Origin of the sequence: Paenibacillus sp. LK1 (genome assembly GCF_002750415.1) — a bacterium.
Lineage (GTDB): Bacteria > Bacillota > Bacilli > Paenibacillales > Paenibacillaceae > Paenibacillus > Paenibacillus taichungensis.
This window is the reverse complement of sequence record NZ_PEII01000007.1, coordinates 246,728-265,017: the sequence shown is the minus strand read 5'-3', so window position 1 is coordinate 265,017 and position 18,290 is coordinate 246,728. Positions and strand designations below refer to the sequence as shown.

General features: G+C 45.3%; 33 protein-coding genes. 3 read left to right on the top strand and 30 right to left on the bottom strand.

Going from position 1 to position 18,290, the window contains the following annotated elements; all coding sequences use genetic code 11:
* Nucleotides 1-328 precede the first annotated feature (328 nt).
* The 26 genes from CS562_RS17495 to CS562_RS17380 all read right to left on the bottom strand — a co-directional run bounded on the left by CS562_RS17495 (nt 329) and on the right by CS562_RS17380 (nt 10,174).
* Complete coding sequence (locus CS562_RS17495; RefSeq protein ID WP_099857544.1) at nt 329-730, bottom strand: hypothetical protein; 402 nt, start codon at nt 728-730, stop codon at nt 329-331.
* Nucleotides 731-744: 14 nt separating this feature from the next.
* Nucleotides 745-954, bottom strand: a complete 210-nt coding sequence (locus CS562_RS17490; RefSeq protein WP_099857542.1) for a hypothetical protein — start codon at nt 952-954, stop codon at nt 745-747.
* A complete protein-coding gene (locus tag CS562_RS17485) occupies nt 954-1,184 on the bottom strand; it encodes a hypothetical protein (RefSeq protein WP_099857540.1) in 231 nt (76 codons plus the stop codon). The genes CS562_RS17490 and CS562_RS17485 overlap by 1 nt, the downstream gene beginning before the upstream one ends.
* Complete coding sequence (locus CS562_RS17480) at nt 1,181-1,420, bottom strand: hypothetical protein (RefSeq protein WP_099857538.1); 240 nt, start codon at nt 1,418-1,420, stop codon at nt 1,181-1,183. Before CS562_RS17480 ends, CS562_RS17485 begins: the two co-directional genes overlap by 4 nt.
* Entirely contained in the window at nt 1,417-1,626 is a 210-nt protein-coding gene (locus CS562_RS17475; protein ID WP_099857536.1) for a hypothetical protein, read from the bottom strand. The genes CS562_RS17480 and CS562_RS17475 overlap by 4 nt, the downstream gene beginning before the upstream one ends.
* Entirely contained in the window at nt 1,623-2,009 is a 387-nt protein-coding gene (locus tag CS562_RS17470; protein WP_180287167.1) for a YopX family protein, read from the bottom strand. Before CS562_RS17470 ends, CS562_RS17475 begins: the two co-directional genes overlap by 4 nt.
* Nucleotides 1,996-2,241, bottom strand: coding sequence for a hypothetical protein (locus CS562_RS17465; RefSeq protein WP_099857532.1), 246 nt, complete (start codon nt 2,239-2,241; stop codon nt 1,996-1,998). Before CS562_RS17465 ends, CS562_RS17470 begins: the two co-directional genes overlap by 14 nt.
* A complete protein-coding gene (locus tag CS562_RS17460) occupies nt 2,238-2,447 on the bottom strand; it encodes a hypothetical protein (protein ID WP_099857530.1) in 210 nt (69 codons plus the stop codon). Before CS562_RS17460 ends, CS562_RS17465 begins: the two co-directional genes overlap by 4 nt.
* A 106-nt stretch (nt 2,448-2,553) precedes the next feature.
* On the bottom strand, nt 2,554-2,793 hold the full coding sequence (locus CS562_RS17455) for a hypothetical protein (protein WP_099857528.1): 240 nt from the start codon (nt 2,791-2,793) through the stop codon (nt 2,554-2,556).
* A gap of 13 nt (nt 2,794-2,806) precedes the next feature.
* Nucleotides 2,807-3,232: a BC1872 family protein gene (locus CS562_RS17450; protein ID WP_099857526.1), complete on the bottom strand. Its 426-nt coding sequence runs from the start codon at nt 3,230-3,232 to the stop codon at nt 2,807-2,809.
* A gap of 18 nt (nt 3,233-3,250) precedes the next feature.
* Entirely contained in the window at nt 3,251-3,433 is a 183-nt protein-coding gene (locus tag CS562_RS17445; protein ID WP_099857524.1) for a hypothetical protein, read from the bottom strand.
* A 37-nt stretch (nt 3,434-3,470) separates the two neighbouring features.
* Nucleotides 3,471-3,680 carry a hypothetical protein gene (locus tag CS562_RS17440; protein WP_099857522.1) on the bottom strand — a complete coding sequence of 70 codons (210 nt, stop codon included), beginning with the start codon at nt 3,678-3,680 and terminating at the stop codon, nt 3,471-3,473.
* Nucleotides 3,677-4,288, bottom strand: a complete 612-nt coding sequence (locus tag CS562_RS17435; RefSeq protein WP_099857520.1) for a hypothetical protein — start codon at nt 4,286-4,288, stop codon at nt 3,677-3,679. The genes CS562_RS17440 and CS562_RS17435 overlap by 4 nt, the downstream gene beginning before the upstream one ends.
* Nucleotides 4,289-4,311: 23 nt before the next feature.
* Nucleotides 4,312-4,914, bottom strand: coding sequence for a hypothetical protein (locus CS562_RS33485; protein ID WP_257219524.1), 603 nt, complete (start codon nt 4,912-4,914; stop codon nt 4,312-4,314).
* Between the two features lie 57 nt (nt 4,915-4,971).
* Nucleotides 4,972-5,439 (bottom strand): hypothetical protein, encoded by a 468-nt coding sequence (locus CS562_RS17425; protein ID WP_099857518.1) that lies wholly within the window; start codon nt 5,437-5,439, stop codon nt 4,972-4,974.
* Entirely contained in the window at nt 5,436-5,852 is a 417-nt protein-coding gene (locus CS562_RS17420) for a zinc-finger domain-containing protein (protein ID WP_099857516.1), read from the bottom strand. Before CS562_RS17420 ends, CS562_RS17425 begins: the two co-directional genes overlap by 4 nt.
* Nucleotides 5,849-6,241, bottom strand: coding sequence for a hypothetical protein (locus CS562_RS17415; protein ID WP_099857514.1), 393 nt, complete (start codon nt 6,239-6,241; stop codon nt 5,849-5,851). The genes CS562_RS17420 and CS562_RS17415 overlap by 4 nt, the downstream gene beginning before the upstream one ends.
* Entirely contained in the window at nt 6,238-6,768 is a 531-nt protein-coding gene (locus tag CS562_RS17410; RefSeq protein WP_257219523.1) for a Holliday junction resolvase RecU, read from the bottom strand. Before CS562_RS17410 ends, CS562_RS17415 begins: the two co-directional genes overlap by 4 nt.
* The gene (locus CS562_RS17405) at nt 6,765-7,730 is read right to left on the bottom strand and encodes a DnaD domain-containing protein (RefSeq protein WP_099857512.1); all 966 of its coding nucleotides are present in this window, start codon (nt 7,728-7,730) and stop codon (nt 6,765-6,767) included. The genes CS562_RS17410 and CS562_RS17405 overlap by 4 nt, the downstream gene beginning before the upstream one ends.
* Nucleotides 7,723-8,097 (bottom strand): hypothetical protein, encoded by a 375-nt coding sequence (locus tag CS562_RS17400; RefSeq protein WP_099857510.1) that lies wholly within the window; start codon nt 8,095-8,097, stop codon nt 7,723-7,725. Before CS562_RS17400 ends, CS562_RS17405 begins: the two co-directional genes overlap by 8 nt.
* Before the next feature lie 14 nt (nt 8,098-8,111).
* A complete protein-coding gene (locus CS562_RS17395; RefSeq protein WP_099857508.1) occupies nt 8,112-8,534 on the bottom strand; it encodes a hypothetical protein in 423 nt (140 codons plus the stop codon).
* Entirely contained in the window at nt 8,531-8,689 is a 159-nt protein-coding gene (locus CS562_RS33000) for a hypothetical protein (RefSeq protein ID WP_180287166.1), read from the bottom strand. The genes CS562_RS17395 and CS562_RS33000 overlap by 4 nt, the downstream gene beginning before the upstream one ends.
* Nucleotides 8,686-8,937 (bottom strand): hypothetical protein, encoded by a 252-nt coding sequence (locus CS562_RS17390; RefSeq protein WP_099857506.1) that lies wholly within the window; start codon nt 8,935-8,937, stop codon nt 8,686-8,688. The genes CS562_RS33000 and CS562_RS17390 overlap by 4 nt, the downstream gene beginning before the upstream one ends.
* A 14-nt stretch (nt 8,938-8,951) precedes the next feature.
* Nucleotides 8,952-9,719, bottom strand: a complete 768-nt coding sequence (locus CS562_RS17385; RefSeq protein ID WP_099857504.1) for an ORF6C domain-containing protein — start codon at nt 9,717-9,719, stop codon at nt 8,952-8,954.
* Nucleotides 9,720-9,732: 13 nt separating this feature from the next.
* Nucleotides 9,733-9,903, bottom strand: a complete 171-nt coding sequence (locus CS562_RS32995; protein WP_180287165.1) for a hypothetical protein — start codon at nt 9,901-9,903, stop codon at nt 9,733-9,735.
* A gap of 22 nt (nt 9,904-9,925) precedes the next feature.
* Complete coding sequence (locus tag CS562_RS17380) at nt 9,926-10,174, bottom strand: helix-turn-helix domain-containing protein (protein WP_099857502.1); 249 nt, start codon at nt 10,172-10,174, stop codon at nt 9,926-9,928.
* A 140-nt stretch (nt 10,175-10,314) separates the two neighbouring features.
* On the opposite strand from CS562_RS17380, the gene CS562_RS17375 reads away from it, so the two are divergent.
* Together CS562_RS17375 and CS562_RS17370 are read left to right on the top strand one after the other, a co-directional pair.
* Nucleotides 10,315-10,980, top strand: coding sequence for a LexA family protein (locus CS562_RS17375; RefSeq protein WP_257219522.1), 666 nt, complete (start codon nt 10,315-10,317; stop codon nt 10,978-10,980).
* A 14-nt stretch (nt 10,981-10,994) separates the two neighbouring features.
* The gene (locus tag CS562_RS17370; RefSeq protein ID WP_099857500.1) at nt 10,995-12,452 is read left to right on the top strand and encodes a recombinase family protein; all 1,458 of its coding nucleotides are present in this window, start codon (nt 10,995-10,997) and stop codon (nt 12,450-12,452) included.
* 245 nt (nt 12,453-12,697) lie between these two features.
* Here the strand turns inward: CS562_RS17370 and CS562_RS17365 are convergent, their stop codons facing one another.
* Nucleotides 12,698-13,168 carry a GNAT family N-acetyltransferase gene (locus CS562_RS17365; protein WP_257219521.1) on the bottom strand — a complete coding sequence of 157 codons (471 nt, stop codon included), beginning with the start codon at nt 13,166-13,168 and terminating at the stop codon, nt 12,698-12,700.
* Between the two features lie 357 nt (nt 13,169-13,525).
* On the opposite strand from CS562_RS17365, the gene CS562_RS17360 reads away from it, so the two are divergent.
* Nucleotides 13,526-13,957 carry a hypothetical protein gene (locus CS562_RS17360; protein ID WP_076287577.1) on the top strand — a complete coding sequence of 144 codons (432 nt, stop codon included), beginning with the start codon at nt 13,526-13,528 and terminating at the stop codon, nt 13,955-13,957.
* Between the two features lie 303 nt (nt 13,958-14,260).
* On the opposite strand, the gene fni is transcribed toward CS562_RS17360, so the two are convergent.
* The 3 genes from fni to CS562_RS17345 form a co-directional block, all read right to left on the bottom strand.
* Nucleotides 14,261-15,328, bottom strand: coding sequence for a type 2 isopentenyl-diphosphate Delta-isomerase (fni, locus tag CS562_RS17355; protein WP_099857498.1), 1,068 nt, complete (start codon nt 15,326-15,328; stop codon nt 14,261-14,263).
* A gap of 333 nt (nt 15,329-15,661) precedes the next feature.
* Nucleotides 15,662-17,143, bottom strand: a complete 1,482-nt coding sequence (locus CS562_RS17350) for a phytoene desaturase family protein (RefSeq protein ID WP_099857496.1) — start codon at nt 17,141-17,143, stop codon at nt 15,662-15,664.
* Entirely contained in the window at nt 17,140-18,288 is a 1,149-nt protein-coding gene (locus CS562_RS17345) for a glycosyltransferase family 2 protein (protein ID WP_099857493.1), read from the bottom strand. The genes CS562_RS17350 and CS562_RS17345 overlap by 4 nt, the downstream gene beginning before the upstream one ends.
* Nucleotides 18,289-18,290 lie beyond the last annotated feature (2 nt).

Below are 18,290 nucleotides of genomic sequence, written 5' to 3'. Positions count from 1 at the left end.
GAGCTTCAACACTCTATCACCGAGAGTCATTAGCTACACCGTTACGCTGCGTCTACCTATTCCGCCACCACATTAAATCCGTATTTGTATAACCGCCCGGATGGAGCGGGGTTAGGGAGTCTAACCCCATCCCCACACTGCACCCTTGACGATCCACGTCTAAGGACATTAAGTCCCACAGCACAGTCGAGTCCGGGTGGAATAACGGTACACCAGGCACACCGGAAGGAAGCAATTCCCTTCTTATGTGCCTAGTGTATAACTGATCAACCGTCACTTTGCCGTCATATCACCGTCATTCTAGCGTCACTTTACCGTCAGTTTACCGTCACTTTTTCCCAATGATTCCGCAGAGTTTAAGGTGTTCAGCGATGGTATCAACACCCACTCCTATGCGTCGGTCTATGGTCTTCTCGCTTCGGCCTCTCTGTTCCCAGAAAGCATCGATTGTTCCAGTGTATTTCACGCCTTTAATATATCTATGTTCAAATATTCTTTTAACGTCTTCATCTATAATCATACCGACAGCAACATTAATTTCATCTACTTTCGGTCCGTCTTCGCTCAGTTTTTTCAATTGGTTAGGAGTGAGTGTTGCCGGATCTCTCCGCCGTAAGTCTTTGACTTGCAAGGCCATTTTTGGATAGCCCATCAAAAGCTTTTTGACCTGGACACGTTCAACCTTCGTCACTCGTTCGAAAATCTCCATTTGTACCACCGCAAGCCCCATAGTCGGCCCCTTTCCTATGAATCAAAATCAAATGCAGCTTGTCCTACTGGCACCACTGGTTTCTGAGCTTGGCGAATCAAACCTTCTTTCACCCAGCGTTCCGGTGCCTTCTTCTTATAATTATCCCAAACTGGTGTTCCCGCCACAATCCTTTGGAACTTATTTTCTTCAACTGCTTTTTCCGTCCATTCCCAATGGTACTTCGCTTCAAGTTGATCGGTCATTAGATTTCGCCACCTGCCTGCTGACGCCGTTTTTCAGCCATCTGGTATTCAATACATCTCGCTTTATAATAAGCAGCTTCACGCTGCATTTGATCCCGCTCAAACGTAAGCTGCCAGTTAACTTCAGTAATGGCCTGTAATGCTTGGTCTTTCTCCCCAATCAAATCAATCAGGTCTGAAGGAGCTGCGCCTTCCAATTCGTTCATGTGATGTGCTACACGGTTGTTCATTCCACCACCAACTTCCCTAATTTCCGAATCTCCGCTTTACTCTTGGACTTCGTGAATCCATTGAGGTATGCGATTTTCTTCATGGCACGTTTGGATTCTACTTTTGCAATATTCTTTTCCACAGAGGACATGTCGTGACTAACAAAATCATACCATTGCCGCTGTACTATTAACCCTGCGACCAAACTTGATTGAATTGCAATAGCATCGTCATAGGTTAACCCGAATTTTCTCATGCTTCTTCCTCCCCAGGTAGGTTGATAGGGCTCCAATGTGTTACATCCATTACTGCGTATCCGCCCAAAGCGATAAATTGATTTCTTTGTTCACCTTCATTTTGATAAAAAGTCACTACTGGGAATGCACTTGATCTCCGCATGACTAGACAAAGCTTGTTTATTTCTAGCTCATCGTCTTTGCTCCATTTACGCCACTCTATCATTCTGTATCCGCTCCTTCCCCACCCAATAATTTAGGGTTTTCATAGATGTTGCCTATGACAACCGATTTTTCATTCGCAAAGCATAATGACGTTGATCCGTATGGATGATGACCGATTAAATCTGCATGGAATGAACCTTTTCTGAACACGACTCTATAATGACGTTTGATAAGTTGTCCGGACATTGGATTGTTGTAGCTGCCGTCCAAAATATCTCCATCGTAAATATCTTTGTCATTACGATCCTGCAATCCGGTATAAAGCATCAACTCTACATGTGGAGACAAAACAGCTACCTTCAACCAGTTACGCTCTAGGCAGTCATATGACATCTCTTTGGTTTCAGCGTCCCATGCTCTCGCGCCAAACTCATACAGGCTCATGCTTATCCGCTCCTTCCTCAACCAATTCAAAACAATCATCCAGAATCAATTTCCCACCCATATCCAAGCACCCTACATACGCTTCTTCGCCGTTGCTGTCAATTGCAAAGTATTCTTCCGATTCATCGTGCAAATGCGCTGTCAGTTCTTCGCCCTCTTTCACCTCGTACAACAAGTTTGTTCCGCTGAACGCTTGGAAGGGATCTGTGCATCTCACCTTAATCTGTTTCATTGTTCCGCTCCTTCCTTGGGAGCCAACCCCGCCATGTATTCTTGGACTTTCTCCTGTGCACTCTTTGCATCTTCCAACCAGTTTTGAATTGTAAGAAGTTCCTTTCTCTCCGGGATATGGCCGTGCTGCACAAGTGATCTGAGTTTGTTTATACGAGATTGCAAAGCTTCGTCTATCTGCGTCAATTCCTTAATGGTGAGTTCCATGTATATCCTCCTATTTGGGGAGACCAGAAACCCTTATCCGGCCTCGCTTCGCTTAGTATTTCGGTCGATTTCGATGGCCTTCGGCCTTATGCATCCGTACTGCGTATCAACCGTAACCTACCTGTTCGCCATCAATAAAACGCTGCAAATCACTGAAAAATTCTTCCGATGAATGAAACTCGTTATTCCCGATCCTTACGGCAATAGCGTCTGCAAACTCATTATCTGTAGTGTTGATTCCTTGGGCATTCATCCAATCATATAGCGCTGCTAAAAGCTGATGCTCTCTATCCTTCACCTTCATGTATTTCTCAAAGGTGTTGATAATTCCCTTAGTAACTTTCATCCGTCTATCCCTCCTATATGTCCAGTACAGCCAATAGAGCTGCCTTACATATTGCTTCAGATACGTTCTCGCTGGAATAATCTTTACGTCCGATCCGTACATCTACTTCACCAGCTCCGTTGTACATCTTCATTTCCCATGCCCATTCCTTTTCAACCTGTTTGATAACCATCCACGCTCTGTATATGTCCTCAGACCAATTCCGATTTATGAAATAAGATATTGGGATGCTACCTCTTGGCGGCATCATGGCGTAAGCGTGGGCGTCACTCATACCGAGAGGAACCAACACCTCTCCTTGCTCAACCGTGCCGTCATAGTCATGCGTAGGGCCTGATATACGCCGCCAACCGAAGATATGTTCAGCGACCATTACGTTCAGATCCGTTCCAGGCTCGACGCTCAACACTTGCTCCCGGGTCAACGCTGTTTGTGTCATCTATATATCACCCCTAACCTATTTTCGTTTGAACTCGCTTCTCAACTTGTCTGCAATCCGAATTGGCAATCCAATCACTAGGAAAGGCAAAACGAAGAAGATGAATAGGAATATGCATGCCAGCGGCATTGCCCAGAAATAGTGATACCATTTCGTATAACCGCTAAATTTGAACATGTTGGAGAATGGATTGATGCCCATCGTGTTATATCCTCCTTAGTAGGGAGAGGCCCTAGCCTCAACCCCTGATATTTCGTTTGATATCCGTCAGTGCACGCGTTGCTGTTAGCTTGACATCCACACGGTCGTAACAATCACCTGTCTCGCTTACACATGCCGGGATAGTGATTACCATGTCGGACTGTTCATACGTTTTGTAGTGCGCCGTCTTTTTCCCGCAAACTGCACAGCGCTTGCTTTCGCTTGATGAAGCGTGTCCTACCTTCATTGGTTCCCCTCTCCTTCCTGACCCACTGCCAATGCCTCTTCAATAGAATCCTCTGCTGACATGTAGTATTCTTTCTTTAGATGGAACAAAGTTGTCTCTAGGGCGCTCCGTAGGCGTTCAAGCTCCTTGTACTGCTTTTTTTCTGACTGTAGCAAACGGTAAATTTGTTCCCCTTGCCGAATACCCATTGTTGCTATTTCTTCGTTTTGTTCTTTTAATCGATTTATGGTGTACTGCCTACCTGTGAGAATTATTTCTTTCTCTTCAAGCTCCTTGCGGAGCCGGTCTGACTTTTCTTCTGCGGCGTCATAGCATTTTTCCCATTGTTTACGGTTCTGCTTCGCGATATCTCGATCCAACAAGACTTCTTCCAACGTTTCCAGCAGATAAGCGATATATTCAGGAGCCTTGGCGATCAGGTTAGCGTCATTTTTATGATTCGGATTGTTGAATACTTCTGGCGTAGGAGCTTGAGTGATTGCAATTTTTCGATAAGTCCCGTTCAACGGACACCCATCTCTCCACTCGATGAACGTTCCGTCTGTATCCCATTCGCGTTCTGTGCTCGCTGCCGCCAACGCTTGTTTTATTTCTTCCTGCTTACTCATGTGTTATCTCTCCTTTGGTGGGCCTAAACCCGTGGTTTTAAATATCCAATCGATTTCGCATACTCACGAATGAATTCCATATCCTCTTCTGGATAACCCCAATGAGGACAATATAAGCCGCCGTAGCCGTTGTTATGGTTCGCGTCATCATCACCCAAGATATAATCCCTAAAGTCGCACACAAGGCCCCACAGCGTTCCTCCGTGCGAGAAATGCCGATGTTGTCCCCGAACATCCTCGTCCATAAGTAGCGGTCTATCTGTGTAATCGTCCACGAGCCACAGTTTTCCATCTGCCCAGTGAAATGCGGCGAACCTGTTGTGATCCTTGCTGTACAAGAATTTCCGTCCCGACCTCCCAATCACACGAATCAGATCATTAATCAGATCAATTCTGTTCTGCCCCGGATAAGGCGCTTCGTTTTTCCTTGGCGTAGACTGCCCGATCTTCCGTACCTTCACCACTTTGAGAAAATCCATATATTTAACGTCTGGATCATAGTCGCTGAAGGATCTGAACTCCGCGCTCTTGGCCTTTCCTGCTGTTGGTGCTATCTGCAGATTTTTGAATGCTTCGTCAAACTGGTCTGCCGAGTATGAAAATTCATATACGTTCATTGCTTCCATGTCTATCCGCTCCTTTGTGTGGTGGGAAGGGAGGGTATTCCCTTCCTCTGTTATCCCTTAAATTCCGTATTTGATTTGCCCTGTTTCCAACTGACGTTTCATGTTTTCCCGACGACTCAGCGGTGGACGAGAGACGGCTTGCTTCGGACTCTCTCCTTCTGACAATCTACGCATAAATGTGGCGTATGACACGTTGTTAGCCGCAGCAGTTTCTTTCAAATCCACCCATTTCAGTTCTGCTCGCATAAGATTTGCCTTGTTCCGCATCGGCTCAGTGGCTGCTTTCTCCATATCCCAACCTAATGTCGCTACCCTGCGGTAGTAATCCGCCTTACTGATCCCGTTGGATTCTGCTATTTCCGGCCATTCGCCGTGCTTTTGACGTTCCTTGATTGGCTTACTGACCGCATCTTTCATGGACCATCCAAGTTTTCTGACTCTATCCTCTAAAACTCGGTTTCGGATTCCATTCGCTGCCGCAATTTCATATTGCCTCGGAGTAATCACACGGTGTTCGTAATTCATGCCCATCCCTCCTTGACCGATTTTCTAGGAGCCACTTGAAGATATTTACTCAGCTCCTGAATCTGATTACCTACCGGACATTGAACGTTACAAACCTTCTCCAGCCGTGATGAGTTTTGACCGTTACGAAGATTCATTGCAATTCTGATTTCACACGGATCACATTCGGATCGGATGATATTGTCTATTTGCTTTAATGCTTCTTTCCTAGTTTTAGGAACCGGGACATTATATTCGTATTCCTCCCGTACCGGGGGTATCGTTATTGGCTTCTTCGTTGGTAATTTGGGCTGGATTGAAGCGGCTTCTTCAGGTGTTTGGCCACTATAGATGCGATATACATAAGTGCTGTAAGATATCCCGTTGATTTTCGCCGTTTCCTTTACTCTCAACCATCCCGATTCTTTTCTCATGTCGTAACACCTCTCTTGCTATATGGCGTTTTCTTTTTATCGACTTTCTCGGTTGCTGCTCTTTCATGATCCCAGCCGTTCTTATATCTGGCGTAGTAGGTTGCCTTTGGTATGCCATTCGCCTTGGCTATCTCCGGCCATTTCCCATGCTTTTCATGTTTCCGTACCGGATCCGTTACCGCCTCTTCTATCGCCCAGTTATACCGTTTCACCCGTTCAATCAATTGCCATTTGCCAATGTCGTTCGCAGCAGCTGCTTCAATGTCAGCCTGGGTGATTTCCCGAGACAAGGACATTTGCCTTGCCTCGAATCCACAGAACGGGCAGCGGAACAAATCTGTCCGTATCTCCTTCATGTCTGCTGTGCATTGATAACATGAGATAATCATGACCCTGACGCCTTCCAGTGACGTTCTACCGCCCATAGGTAATCTACGGGTACCCTCTTGCTTGGAACCTCGTAGGCGTGAACGTCGAAGTCGGAGATGTGGATACTGGACCCTAGCTTGCGCTTATATGCGTCCCAGAAGAACCGCAGCACCGTATAAGGGAGTAAATATGTCTTATGCTGCTTCCGAAACTCTACTAGCAGGAATGATATGCCGTTCATCTTGTGGGCTTTCAGCAAGTACTCCACTTGATGGTCTTTCAGGTTTTTAAGCTGGAACCGATCCAAGCTCGCAATCGACTTGGCCTCGAACACAATTCCTCGACCAGATTTCACGATTCCGTCATAGTCAACCGTCGAGGGCTCTTCGTAAAATCCCTCAAGCACCTTCGCCCCAGCTGCCTTTGTTACCTTGACCGGAGTAGGCCGCTTGTTTACCACGGCCAGCCCTAGTTTGTCATATCGTTCATTACTAAAAGTTATGATTGCTTCAAATCCCATTCCTCGATTGCCTCGAATTGTTGTCAATGTGGCACCCCCTGTTCTTTCAGAGCTTGTTGTTCCGCAGCAAAACGCATCATTTCCTCATACTGTTCATCCGTCAATTCGGATTGTTCAGGATTGGTAACCGCTTTAACCACAGGGATGACAGGTTTCCCAGAACGTTTGTTGTATTTATTGCCGCCATTTCCGCTCCCATTGCTCGGCTGAGCTTCTTTGGTCCAAGGCTCGTCTATTCCATTGGCTTTCCATCTGACTAAGATGCCATCAACGTAAGAAAGCTTTCGTATTCCGTTCAAAACAGCTACTTTCATAGCTTCTTGCACCCAACGTGCCCCATAGTCCTTTTCTAATGTCTGAATCTCGTCAGAAGTAAATGGGCTTATTGTTCCGAATCCTTCTCTTTGAAAAATATCAAAAAGATTAATCTCAGGTTTATTACAACTACTACTATCAATTTCTGTTCCAAGAGGTTGAAAGAGAGGATCGTCATCAGGAAGGATTTCCTCTTTCTTTTCTTGTTGTTTTCGTTTCTCTTCACTTCTGTTCTCTTCAGTTCCCTTCCCTTCAGTTCTATTCAGTTCAGAGGGAATCTTTGGGGCATTTTCAGAACTTCCGGGAACTTCCGGGAATGCTTCGGAATCATCACTGGGTGGATCAGGGAATTTCGATTTGGTTCTCTTGTGTAAACCTTGCTGATGTTCCTCGAAATTCACTATCTGAACCACTCTGTCTTCACCGACTTTATACCAGTGAATTAAGCCTGCTGCCTGCAAATGTTCAAGCGCCACCTCGATCTCAGGCTCATCTATTCTCTTAATGCTTGGCACAACCAAATTCTTCACTTTAAAAGGTGACCCAGGGAGACGACCGAAGTCGTCTGTGTGTGGAATCATCCAAGTAAAAAGCAACATATCGAAAATGTCCGGTAGCTTATTTACTTTTTCACTAACCGATATAATTTTTGAAATCATTCTTCTGTCAGCCATCGAAAACACTTCCGTTCGTTTCCTTGGAGTTCCGGGAATTTCCCGGAAGTTCCAAAGCATGATTGATTATCGCAGCAAGTAAACGCCGCATCCGTAATCCAGCTACCGTGCCGTCAAATATCTGGTGACACTCTTTACAGAGGTGTGCCAAATCATGAACCTGTGTCCGATGATCAATATGTGGACGCCCAGTAAGGTGGGCGCGATCAATCGCCCGAGCCTTACCACACGCTTCACACACTCCCTGGGAACGTTCTTTGAGCAAAACATCCACCGGATGGCTTATATCTCCCTTTTGCCGCTGTGTCGGCTTTACCCGCTTACTCTTTACCTGTTGTGATTTAGGGTATGGCCTGAAATCTGTCATGTACTGCGCCTCCCTTAACCCAACTTGATTTGTCGCTGAGTATTTGGTAAAATTACATTAATTGAATTGAAGAAATGGTTTGATAGGCGGTTGCGTTCCCGAGACGCAGCCGCTTTTTTATGCCCACAAAGCTCGTCATAATGTACACGGCATCCATCGCTACAAAACATCGAACCGTTATCCTCTACTTTCAAAATGCTATACCGTGATATTGACACCTCACAGTTCATGCAATGACCCACAGTCATGCCTTGAGTCGTATACTCCCGATCGTCTACCGGATTATCCACTCTTTTCAGCAACTTCTGAATACGAAAGGTTTTTAAACGGTAGTCTGCTTGTTTTTCAACGTCATCTGTATCAAGCATTTTGTTATATGTTTGAAGCAGTTGCGCACGTAACGCCCGGCGCATACTTTCTTTTTTAGCTTTTGTCATGCTTGTCCCTCCCGGAGCCATAATGTGAAATTCAAGTATTCAATGTCTTCATCGAACCAATCACCCGTACCAGGCTGTGCTTTCGCCTTCATCCGTTCCAACTCAATAATCCGTTGACGAATCTCAATACGCTCCTGCAATCGTTGATCTGTCATAAGCGTCCCGCCTTGTCCATAAATTCTGTATACACATCATCCAAGACCTGAATGAATTGAAATTTGTTTTCGTTCGGCCAATCCATCTTCATAATGGTGTTCGCTTGCATGCCATAAATTTCAGGATAATCATACTCGGCATTGGAGAAATCTTTTTCCAACGTCTTGCGATAGTGTTGTAACGACTGGAGCGATACCGCTCCAGGGAAAATCCACGAAACGGCGTTTTCTGTTATCACTTCATTCATCCTGTTCACTCTCCTTAAAATGTCATTTGACAATTGGCTTCTTCAATTTCGCGTTGCAGCTGTCCTGGAAGCTTCCAAGATTCAATATGTTCCAGCGCTCTGTCAAAACTCTTTATTAGAGTGTTGTGATAAGAGTTGATGTTGAAGTATCCTTTGTAATCTCTCCAGAGTGCCTTGTACACTCTGCTCCTCAAGCCATTGTTTTGATAAGCTCCCGTATCTCTTCCGCCAAGCAAGTCAGTAACAACTTTGTTGGCAGCTGTTTGAAGCGTTAACAGTTGTCCGTGATCAATTGTTGTGTTGTTCTCCAAATGTTCTATTCTGGTATCCAACTTCTGAACCTTTACATCGATAAGAAATGCGGCTTTCATTTCTGGACTCAACAAATCTAAATTAAAGGTTGGAGGTAGAAAGGCCGCTGCAAGTACATCCTTTGCTTTTAATTGATAGTTAATTAGATTCCCTTGAACTTCACCCTCTACAGTGTTTGGGCTTATTTTGGCTATCCATAAAGGGAGGAAATCAATTTCTACAACAGTGACCTCCTGATCTCCACTATTAGTTGGGAGTATGAATTTTCGTACCCCTTGTTTTAATACAAGGTCAGATTGTATCTTGCTTAACTGATTGTTTCTTTGTCCTTCCCTCAAGCCAATCCCGTCACAAACCCAGCGAGCTCCCACGTATACTTTCCCATCGGACGCTTTTACTCCCAAAATCTCAGATCCGTTAAACTCAACCATTTTTTGTTCCATAGGAACGATGACGTTTGATAATTGCATGGCGATTCCTCCTCTATGCAGTGCCTTGGATTAATTTGAATTCTTGCCCTGTTGTCAAAGATGTGATTGCAAGTTTGCAGTTGTTAGTTAACGAAGGCAGTACTTCAGGAGATACAGTCAACTTCTCGCCGTTTTCTCCCAAAACTGACTCGGAAACAATCCTTAACTTCGGAACTTTCTTCACGGTTACACCTCCTTTCGGATTTTCAAGAGACGAATTCATCATTCTTACGTCTACGTCGGCCGAGAAACTCGGATTCTTTGCCGAAAAAAATATGCATAAACGGCACATTATACAATTCCAGCAACGCAACCATAAGATCATGAGGTATATTTGATGAATCCAACTCATATTTGCTTATTGTATCAACGTTTTTGTTGATGGCATTGGCTACGGCCTGCATTGTCATTCCACTGTTGACACGTGCTGCACGTAACGTGATCTTGAATGGCATCGGGTGTCTTCACCTCCTGTGTTTACAGTTTAATCCGAGATTCTCGGACTGTCAACCGGAAAAACCGGATTCTTTTGTTTACAACATATAATAAAATCCGTATAATACGGATATAAATCCGTTCACAAAGGAGAATGAATGTGTCTAGAAAGCGAATAACTGAAGTGGAACGTGAGATAATGCGCGAGATTGCAACGAATTTAAAATCAATACTTATAAAAAAGAAAAAGAATCAAAAACAACTAAGTGACCTTACGGGACTCTCAACCAGTGCAATATCAGACTACATAAACGCCAAAACATTGATGACGCCTAGCATTATCCAAGCTGTAGCAGAGGCACTTGGTGTTCAAGCAAAAGATATTTCAGGTTCACTTACTACTGTGGATAACGGTGGTTACATCCCTGATGGTGTGCCGCTTATCGGGACAATATGTGCAGGTGAAGGGCTTTTAGCTCAACAGAACATTGAAGATTACGTTCAATATCCATTTATAAATAAATCTCAACCAGATTTTGCACTTCGCGTAATAGGGGATAGTATGAGTGAGGTTGGGATAGAAGATGGTGACATTGTGTACATGCGTTCTGCGTCATGGGCTGACTATAACGGCCAAATTGTTGCAGCTATAATAAATGACCAAGAGGACGGTACTCTGAAAAGATTGAAATGGACAGAAGGTTCACCATTAATGCAATTACAGCCAGAAAATAAGAACTATTCTACAATGGAATTAAACCCAGGTGAATTTAAAGTATGTGGTGTTTACATGGGTCATTTCAAACCAGTTAAAGACTTAATGTAAAGGAGTTTTTAATTTTGAAAGTATTTGCATATCCAAGAGTAAGTACTGATGAACAGGCCGATAAAGGTAATTCACTGATTGAGCAAAAAGAACGGATAGCTGCATATTGCAGGGCTATGGGCTGGGATGATCCGATATTTTTCATCGAAGATGGATACAGCGCTAAGAACCTTAATCGTCCGCACTTAACCGAAATGCTTCAAAGAATAAAAAATGAGCCTGGTCCCGGTATAGTCATCACAACAAAATTAGACCGTTTATCTCGTAAATTAGTTGATATTTTGAATTTAAATGAGTACTTCAATAAATACGGATACAATTATGTTTCTGCTACAGAGGGTTTTGACACTTCCACCCCTGCTGGTAGATTGGTTTTACAAATGCTTGGCATGGTAGCTGAGTTTGAAAGAGAGCGTATATCAGAGCGTGTTCGTGACAACATGACATCAATAGTCACCAACTCAAAACGGGTAGTATCCAGACCATGTTTTGGGTATAACGTCATAGACAAAAAGATGTTAGTTAACTTAGAAGAATCGTTGATTGTTAAGGAAATGGCTGAATGGGCAATTGAGGGTAAAGGACCACGTGAAATAGCAAAAAGACTAAATGCAAGGGGCATCAAAACTAAAGAGGGTAATGCGTGGCATGATAAAATTGTGAGAGAACTTCTCCAGAGAGAAACGCTAATTGGCGAGTTCGTTTATAACAAAACCTACCGAAAAGATTCAAAAACTATCACACGTGATCCATCAGAATGGATAACAGTTAAGGACCATCATGATCCTATTATTGATAAAAAAGACTTTGAGAAAATCCAAAGAATTTTCATAGGACGTAAAACGGTTGGAAGACATATCAGCAATGAAACTTATTTGTTATCTGGTTTGTTAATATGCAGCCACTGCGGTTCAAAAATGAACGGTAAAATGAATCGAAGCTTTTCAAAAAAACTAAACCGTGAGAATTTGCATTATCAATATCTCTGTGATGGATATCTAAAAAAGGCAACATGCTTTCATCATTTTGTGAGACGTGACGAAATAGAAGAATTGATAATGATGAGAATTGAAGAGTTGGCCAGCAAAGGTACGGGGAAATTAAAGTTGGTGGTTTCAAAGCCTACAAATCCTAAAGATGACATAGCTCAACTAAAAGCCAAGCTTGAGAAAATTGATAAAAAGATGCAAAAACAGTTGGATGCATATAATGAGGACTTGATCTCTGCCCATGATTTGAAATTAGCTTCGGAAAAAGCTAAGTCTGAGAGAGCAGTTTTAACGCAGCTGCTTAACGAATCATCTGATGATAAACAGAAAAAAGATGAAGCGCAGCTACAAGTTAGGGCAAAGAAATCGTTAAAGGATATTATTTCGGGTGACCGGCTGAAAGCGAAGCAGGAGATTAGAAAATTGATTGAATCTATAACAATAACTGATGGTGAGAAGTTGAACATAATCTGGCGCGGTTAATGAATCTCTACTGAAACGTTAGGCAAGCCCACGATTCCAGCTTTCAAAGCCATGTATATGACAACTCCTCATTGATTACTTGTTCGGTATGGATAATCCTATACATTATATATGACAAACCCCAAGGCATCAAGGAACTTCGCCAATTCGACCAGAGTACTATCCACTTCCCGAAATCCCCGGTTACTGCGGACGATTCGTTTTGCGTAGATCATACGTTTGACTTCGATTATCCGTGTTCAGGTTTACCCTTTGATTTCCTTGTACATCGTTAGATCGGTTACCTCGTACCCCATCTTGCGATACAGGCTGCTTGCCCGCACATTATGTCCAAACACATGCAGACCAATGCGATCTACGCCAAGACTCAAGGCTTCCCTTTCAAGTGCCTCCATCGTCTCTGTACCATAACCCTTGCCCCGATAGGCTTCTTCGACCACAATATCTAGCAAAAAAGCGTCTTTGCCACGGCGGTTATCCGTAACGTTAAACCAGATATAACCCACATTCCCGTCCACGGCATGTACCAGATTATAGAGGTAAGCACCCGGTGTATTCAGCCCTTCAGGCAAATACTTATCGTAGGCTGCCTCCGCAAGTCCCTGCGCCTCTTCCGCAGCCCAAGTACCCACCTCCACTTTCTCTTCTGCAAAATCTTTAATCGAGCGAACACGGAAACTTGCATATTCTTCTTGATTCATTGCGGTTAGCTTCACAGAGTATCCCTCCACATTCATAAATATGTATACAGTTCTGGTGATGTATTCACTACATTAGAGCCTTATCTAAATATGTTATCCTATTCAACAAAATGACGCTAATGATTTCATTTGCGACTCTAATTGTCTTGATACTTACAAACAAACGGAAATAGACCGCCCTCGGCAAAAGGAAGCGGTCTATTTTTAGGCTTTCATTCTAAATCCGGAGCCGAACGGCCCTATTATAACATCCATTTTAATGCGCAATCCACAATTCAAGCCCCTGTTCCCACGTTCATCTGTAAATTCCTATACAACTTTTAGTTACCTCCCTCTGTCTATATCTATATAAGAGAAAGGAGCAGAATACTTATGAATACGCGTCGTCCCTTTTCAAAAAGGAAAATAATCATCCTATCTACAGTGATTCTCTTCATTGGGTTGGTTGTTTCTATGGGTTACCAGGCGATGGACCCCTTTAGACATTTAAGGATCACAATTTATAATCAGTCCGATTATGATCTTTCAAATATCACAGCTCGCGTGAGCAGCGGCATTGACTCGTCCAATACAAACAAAGAGGGTAAGATATACACCTTAAAGAAAGGTGTACCCAGCAGTGAACAAGTGAAGTTCGCTCCACAGCTGCGACTCTCCGGTGAAGGATCCATCTATCTGGAATTTACGGATAGCCGTGGTGAAACCTATAACAAGACGGTTTGCGGTTATACCGAATACTTGTCTGGCAACTCCTATGTAACTGTAACCAACGAAACGATAACTGTGAAAGAAGAATGTATGTAGCCTTTTTTCCCTGGTTTAACAACAAAAAGAGGCTCCCCAATACGCCATGACCTGACGGGGTGCCACTTTTAACACGTTAAAGTTATCAACTTGTAACGAATCACACACGTTCTATTAGATCTTAATTGCACAGAATTGGCGGGGTAACGAACCACATACGCTTTATACCCTCATTTTGCATGTCACATCATACGGTTTGCAGGAATAGCGTGTCTAAGGTTCGTTAGTCTATTCATCCCAAGCAAATGCACATAATAAAATGCATCCAATTCGTTAGCTCAGCTCACATATAACCAAATCGAGTCAACGCCGTTCCACCAGACGTGACGTCTGCTTCAAATCCTCGATCTGTCCTGCACCAATACCAAACATCACGGTACGCAGCTCGAATTCAACCTGTTCCAGCCGCTCATTCAGCGCATCATCGGAAGCAACCGCGGATTCGAGCAGAGATCGTCCAAATCCAGCGAGATCGGCTCCGAGCGCGAGGGCTTTGGCCGCATCAACGCCTGAGTACAGTCCACCGCTGCCAATCAGAACACCTTCCGGGTTTACCGCTCTCACTTCCTGAATACACTCAGCTGTCGGAATACCCCAATCTGCAAAGGCTTCTGCAGCCGCACGACGAACCGGATTAGAATTCCGGAACTTCTCGACCTGCACCCAGCTTGTACCACCTGCTCCAGCCACATCGATAAAGGCCACACCTGCTTCGTACAATCGCTGTGCCGTTACTCCATCGATGCCAAAACCCACTTCTTTCACGCCAACAGGCACGTCCAATTGCTGACACAAATCCTCAATTCGATGAAGTAATCCGCTAAAATCCGTATTGCCTTCAGGCTGGAAGATTTCCTGCAAACTGTTCAAATGCAGCACCAGCATATCTGCTCCAGCAATCTCAACGGCCCGCTGGAAATCAGCAGTGTTGAAGCCGTAATTTAGCTGCACCGCGCCAAGGTTCGCGATGACCGGAATATCCGGTGCCCAGCGCCGCACATCAAAGGTCGTTGCCAGCTCGGGCTGTTCCACGGCAGCCCGAATCGAGCCTACGCCGAGTGCCCAGCCTCGGGCGTTTGCCACACGGGCAAGCCGCTCATTGATGGCGCCCGTTGTTTTGCTTCCACCCGTCATCGAACTGATGAGCAGGGGTGTGCGCACCCTTTTACCAATAAACGCAGTCTCCAGACTTACCTCTTCAAAATTCAATTCAGGTAATGGGTTATGACGAAAAGCATACCGCTCCATTCCGCTGGTTACCCCTTCTCCTGCAACATTCTCTTCAAGACAGAGGCGCACATGCTCCAGCTTCCGTTCCCCCGTAGCCACCTCGGGAAGCAGCCGTTCGCCGGCTCGCTCTTGTTCATTCATGATGAGACCTCCTTATGTGAGAATAGTGCTGATGGACAGGATAATTGCCAGTTCCGGCTAGGTTCCGTTCAGGATTTTGCCCGATACAGCAGAGAGATTCTCAAAATATTAATTCTTATTATGTAACGTACAAACGGTATGATTTGGATCTATATTATAAATAATAATCACACTCAACGCGTCAACTCTACCAGTATAACGTTTCCGGCCCGGCAATGGAAAGGGTGCCCCGAAACCCAACAATAACTTGAATTTCGAGGTCCAATTCATATTTGCTACTCAGATATTTGGAGGTTGGGTAAGTCATTCTGTTAAATGAATCTCTTCTATAACTTACGTTACGATTTCCGATGCAAGCTGCACTCCAACAAGTTGCCCGGACAATGTCACAATCGGTGTTCCGCCGCCCGGATGCGTCGTGCCACCCACGTACCACAATCCTTGTACATCCTTGCTTTTGTTGCCGGGGCGCATGAAGGTCTGCTTCACGGAGTTGGACGAGATGCCGTAAATCGACCCTTGATGGGCGAGGGTATCCCGTTCTATATGCTGTGGCGTGTACCGGATCAGGACATCCGACTGCTTCAATCCCGTAATCCCCCGCTCGGCCAGCTTCTCCAACACCAATTCTCCATAACGATCCATCTGCTCATCCCAATGCCAGGAGTCCGACAAATACGGAGCGTTCACCAGAATGAACAGATTGCTGGCTCCCGCTGGAGCCATACCCGCTTCCGAATAACCGGAATAACAGATGTAGATCGTGGGATCGGCAGGCATTTTTCGGTCACGGAAAATATGATCAAACTCCGGTTCATACCGTTCCGGGAAAAAGACGGTATGGTGCAACAGGGATTCATACTGTCTCCGCACACCAGCCAGTGTCACGAACCCCGAAATCGACGGCTCATACTTGCGAATTCGCTCATCGCTCATCTGTTTGCGATATTCTGGCGCAAGCAGCAGCCGATTGACGCTGAGCACATCTCCATTGGCAACAACCTGATCAGCTTCCCGGAAGCCCTGATCCGTATCCACACCTGCCACTTTGCCATTCCTGACAACAATTTGCCGGACTTCGATGCCAGTAACGATCTGCACCCCTTTTTCCTGTGCAAGCCGTGTCATTGCTTCTATTAGTTGATAGGTTCCACCCTTGACCCCATAGATGCCCTCTTCTGCTTCCACATGACCCATCATGGCAAAGATTGAAGGCGCCTGATATGGTGATGACCCAACATAGGTAGCATACCGACCGAACATCGCAAGGGTATGAGGGTGTTGGAAATAAGAACGCAGCAGCTTATCCAGCTTCACTGTAGGTCGTACGCGCAGCAGACTGCGCAGCATTCGAAGATTATATTTATCCTTTGGCGACAACAGTAGCTTTCCAAGAAAATGACGATTAGCTTCCGCATACAGCGCAGCAGACTCATCCATAAATGCATCATAACGAGCCGCATCTTCCGGGCTGTAGGCAGCAATCTGCTCCTTCATCCACCCTCGATTGCCCGACAAATCGACCACGGTCCCATCTGCAAAACTATTACGTGTACGTGGTTCCAGCTCGTATAACTGCACGTAATCCTCCATCACTACACCTGCGTGATCGAAGACGGAACGGAAGCTTGCGGGCATCGTGATCGTACTTGGCCCTCGGTCAAAATGATATCCATCCTGCTCAATCTGCTGCAGCTTTCCTCCGACCCGCTCCTGCCTTTCCAGAATGGTGACCCGTACGCCCTGTGAAGCTAGCCGAATGGCACACGATAGACCTCCAAATCCTGCTCCGATAATAATGACGTTACCCTTCAACTGTACCGCCTACCTTTCCATACATACCCCTTGCCGGAACGACCTGCCTGCCAGGAAGCGATGCCGATCGCAATGACACAGGCCATGCTAATCGGTTGCAGGATAGCAAGCCACCAGGGTTGTCCTCCAGCGTGATCCGATACCCTTTTAACTGCCATCCCGAGTACGGTCCCCACAAGACCATAGATGATGGAAGTAGAATTCCCGGTCAACAAACCGATCATCAGACCGAGCGGAGGCACAATATACATCAGTGTATACATCAGCATCGTGCCTAACAGCAGCACATCTTTGCGCCCCATGCCTTCGTACATGTTTTTCTTATAGCCGTTCCACACTTCTGCACCATTCTGGTACATTCGTGTATTTGTCACATCATGAACATCGGCCAGCATAACGGGATGTCCCGCACGCTTAACCGCCTTCGCCAGACTCATGTCATCGACCAGATCAGCCTGGATTGCAGCATGTCCACCCGAGGCCTTATAACTGGAACGGTGAATGAGCAAAAACGCCCCTGTAGCGGCTACAAACATCGGATTAGATGATCTGCGTATCATGAAAATGGGGAGATGACTGATGATGGTGAACACCATCATGGGTACAACGAGCTTTTCCATCCAGGTCTTCGTGACCTGATAGGGGAATCCCGTTACGAGGCCGCCGCCCTGCTCACACCCCGCAGCAATAGTCTGCCGGATGGCCTCAGGTTCCAAGCGAACATCAGCATCCACGAACATAAACCATTCACCCTTGGCCTCCTGCACCAGTCGGTGACAGGCATGAGATTTCCCCATCCAGCCTGCGGGAAGCTCCACACCATGCAGCAGGCGTACACGTGGATCATGATCGGCAATCGACTGAACTATGGCTGCGGTCTCATCTTCGGAGCGATCATCCAGCACCAGTACTTCCATCTGGAATCCGGATGTATCACTGGCAAGCACACTTTCCACACATCCTTGAATGTGCAGTTTCTCGTTGCGGGCAGGAATTAGCACAGATACCAGGATATCCTTGTCTTTCAATTCATCTGCGTTGAATGAACGTACTTTGGGCAGACAGGATACGTTCCATATTGCAAACATCAACTGAACGCCCAATACACAAGTCAGTATGATCCAACCTATTTCAGATGCACTCATCG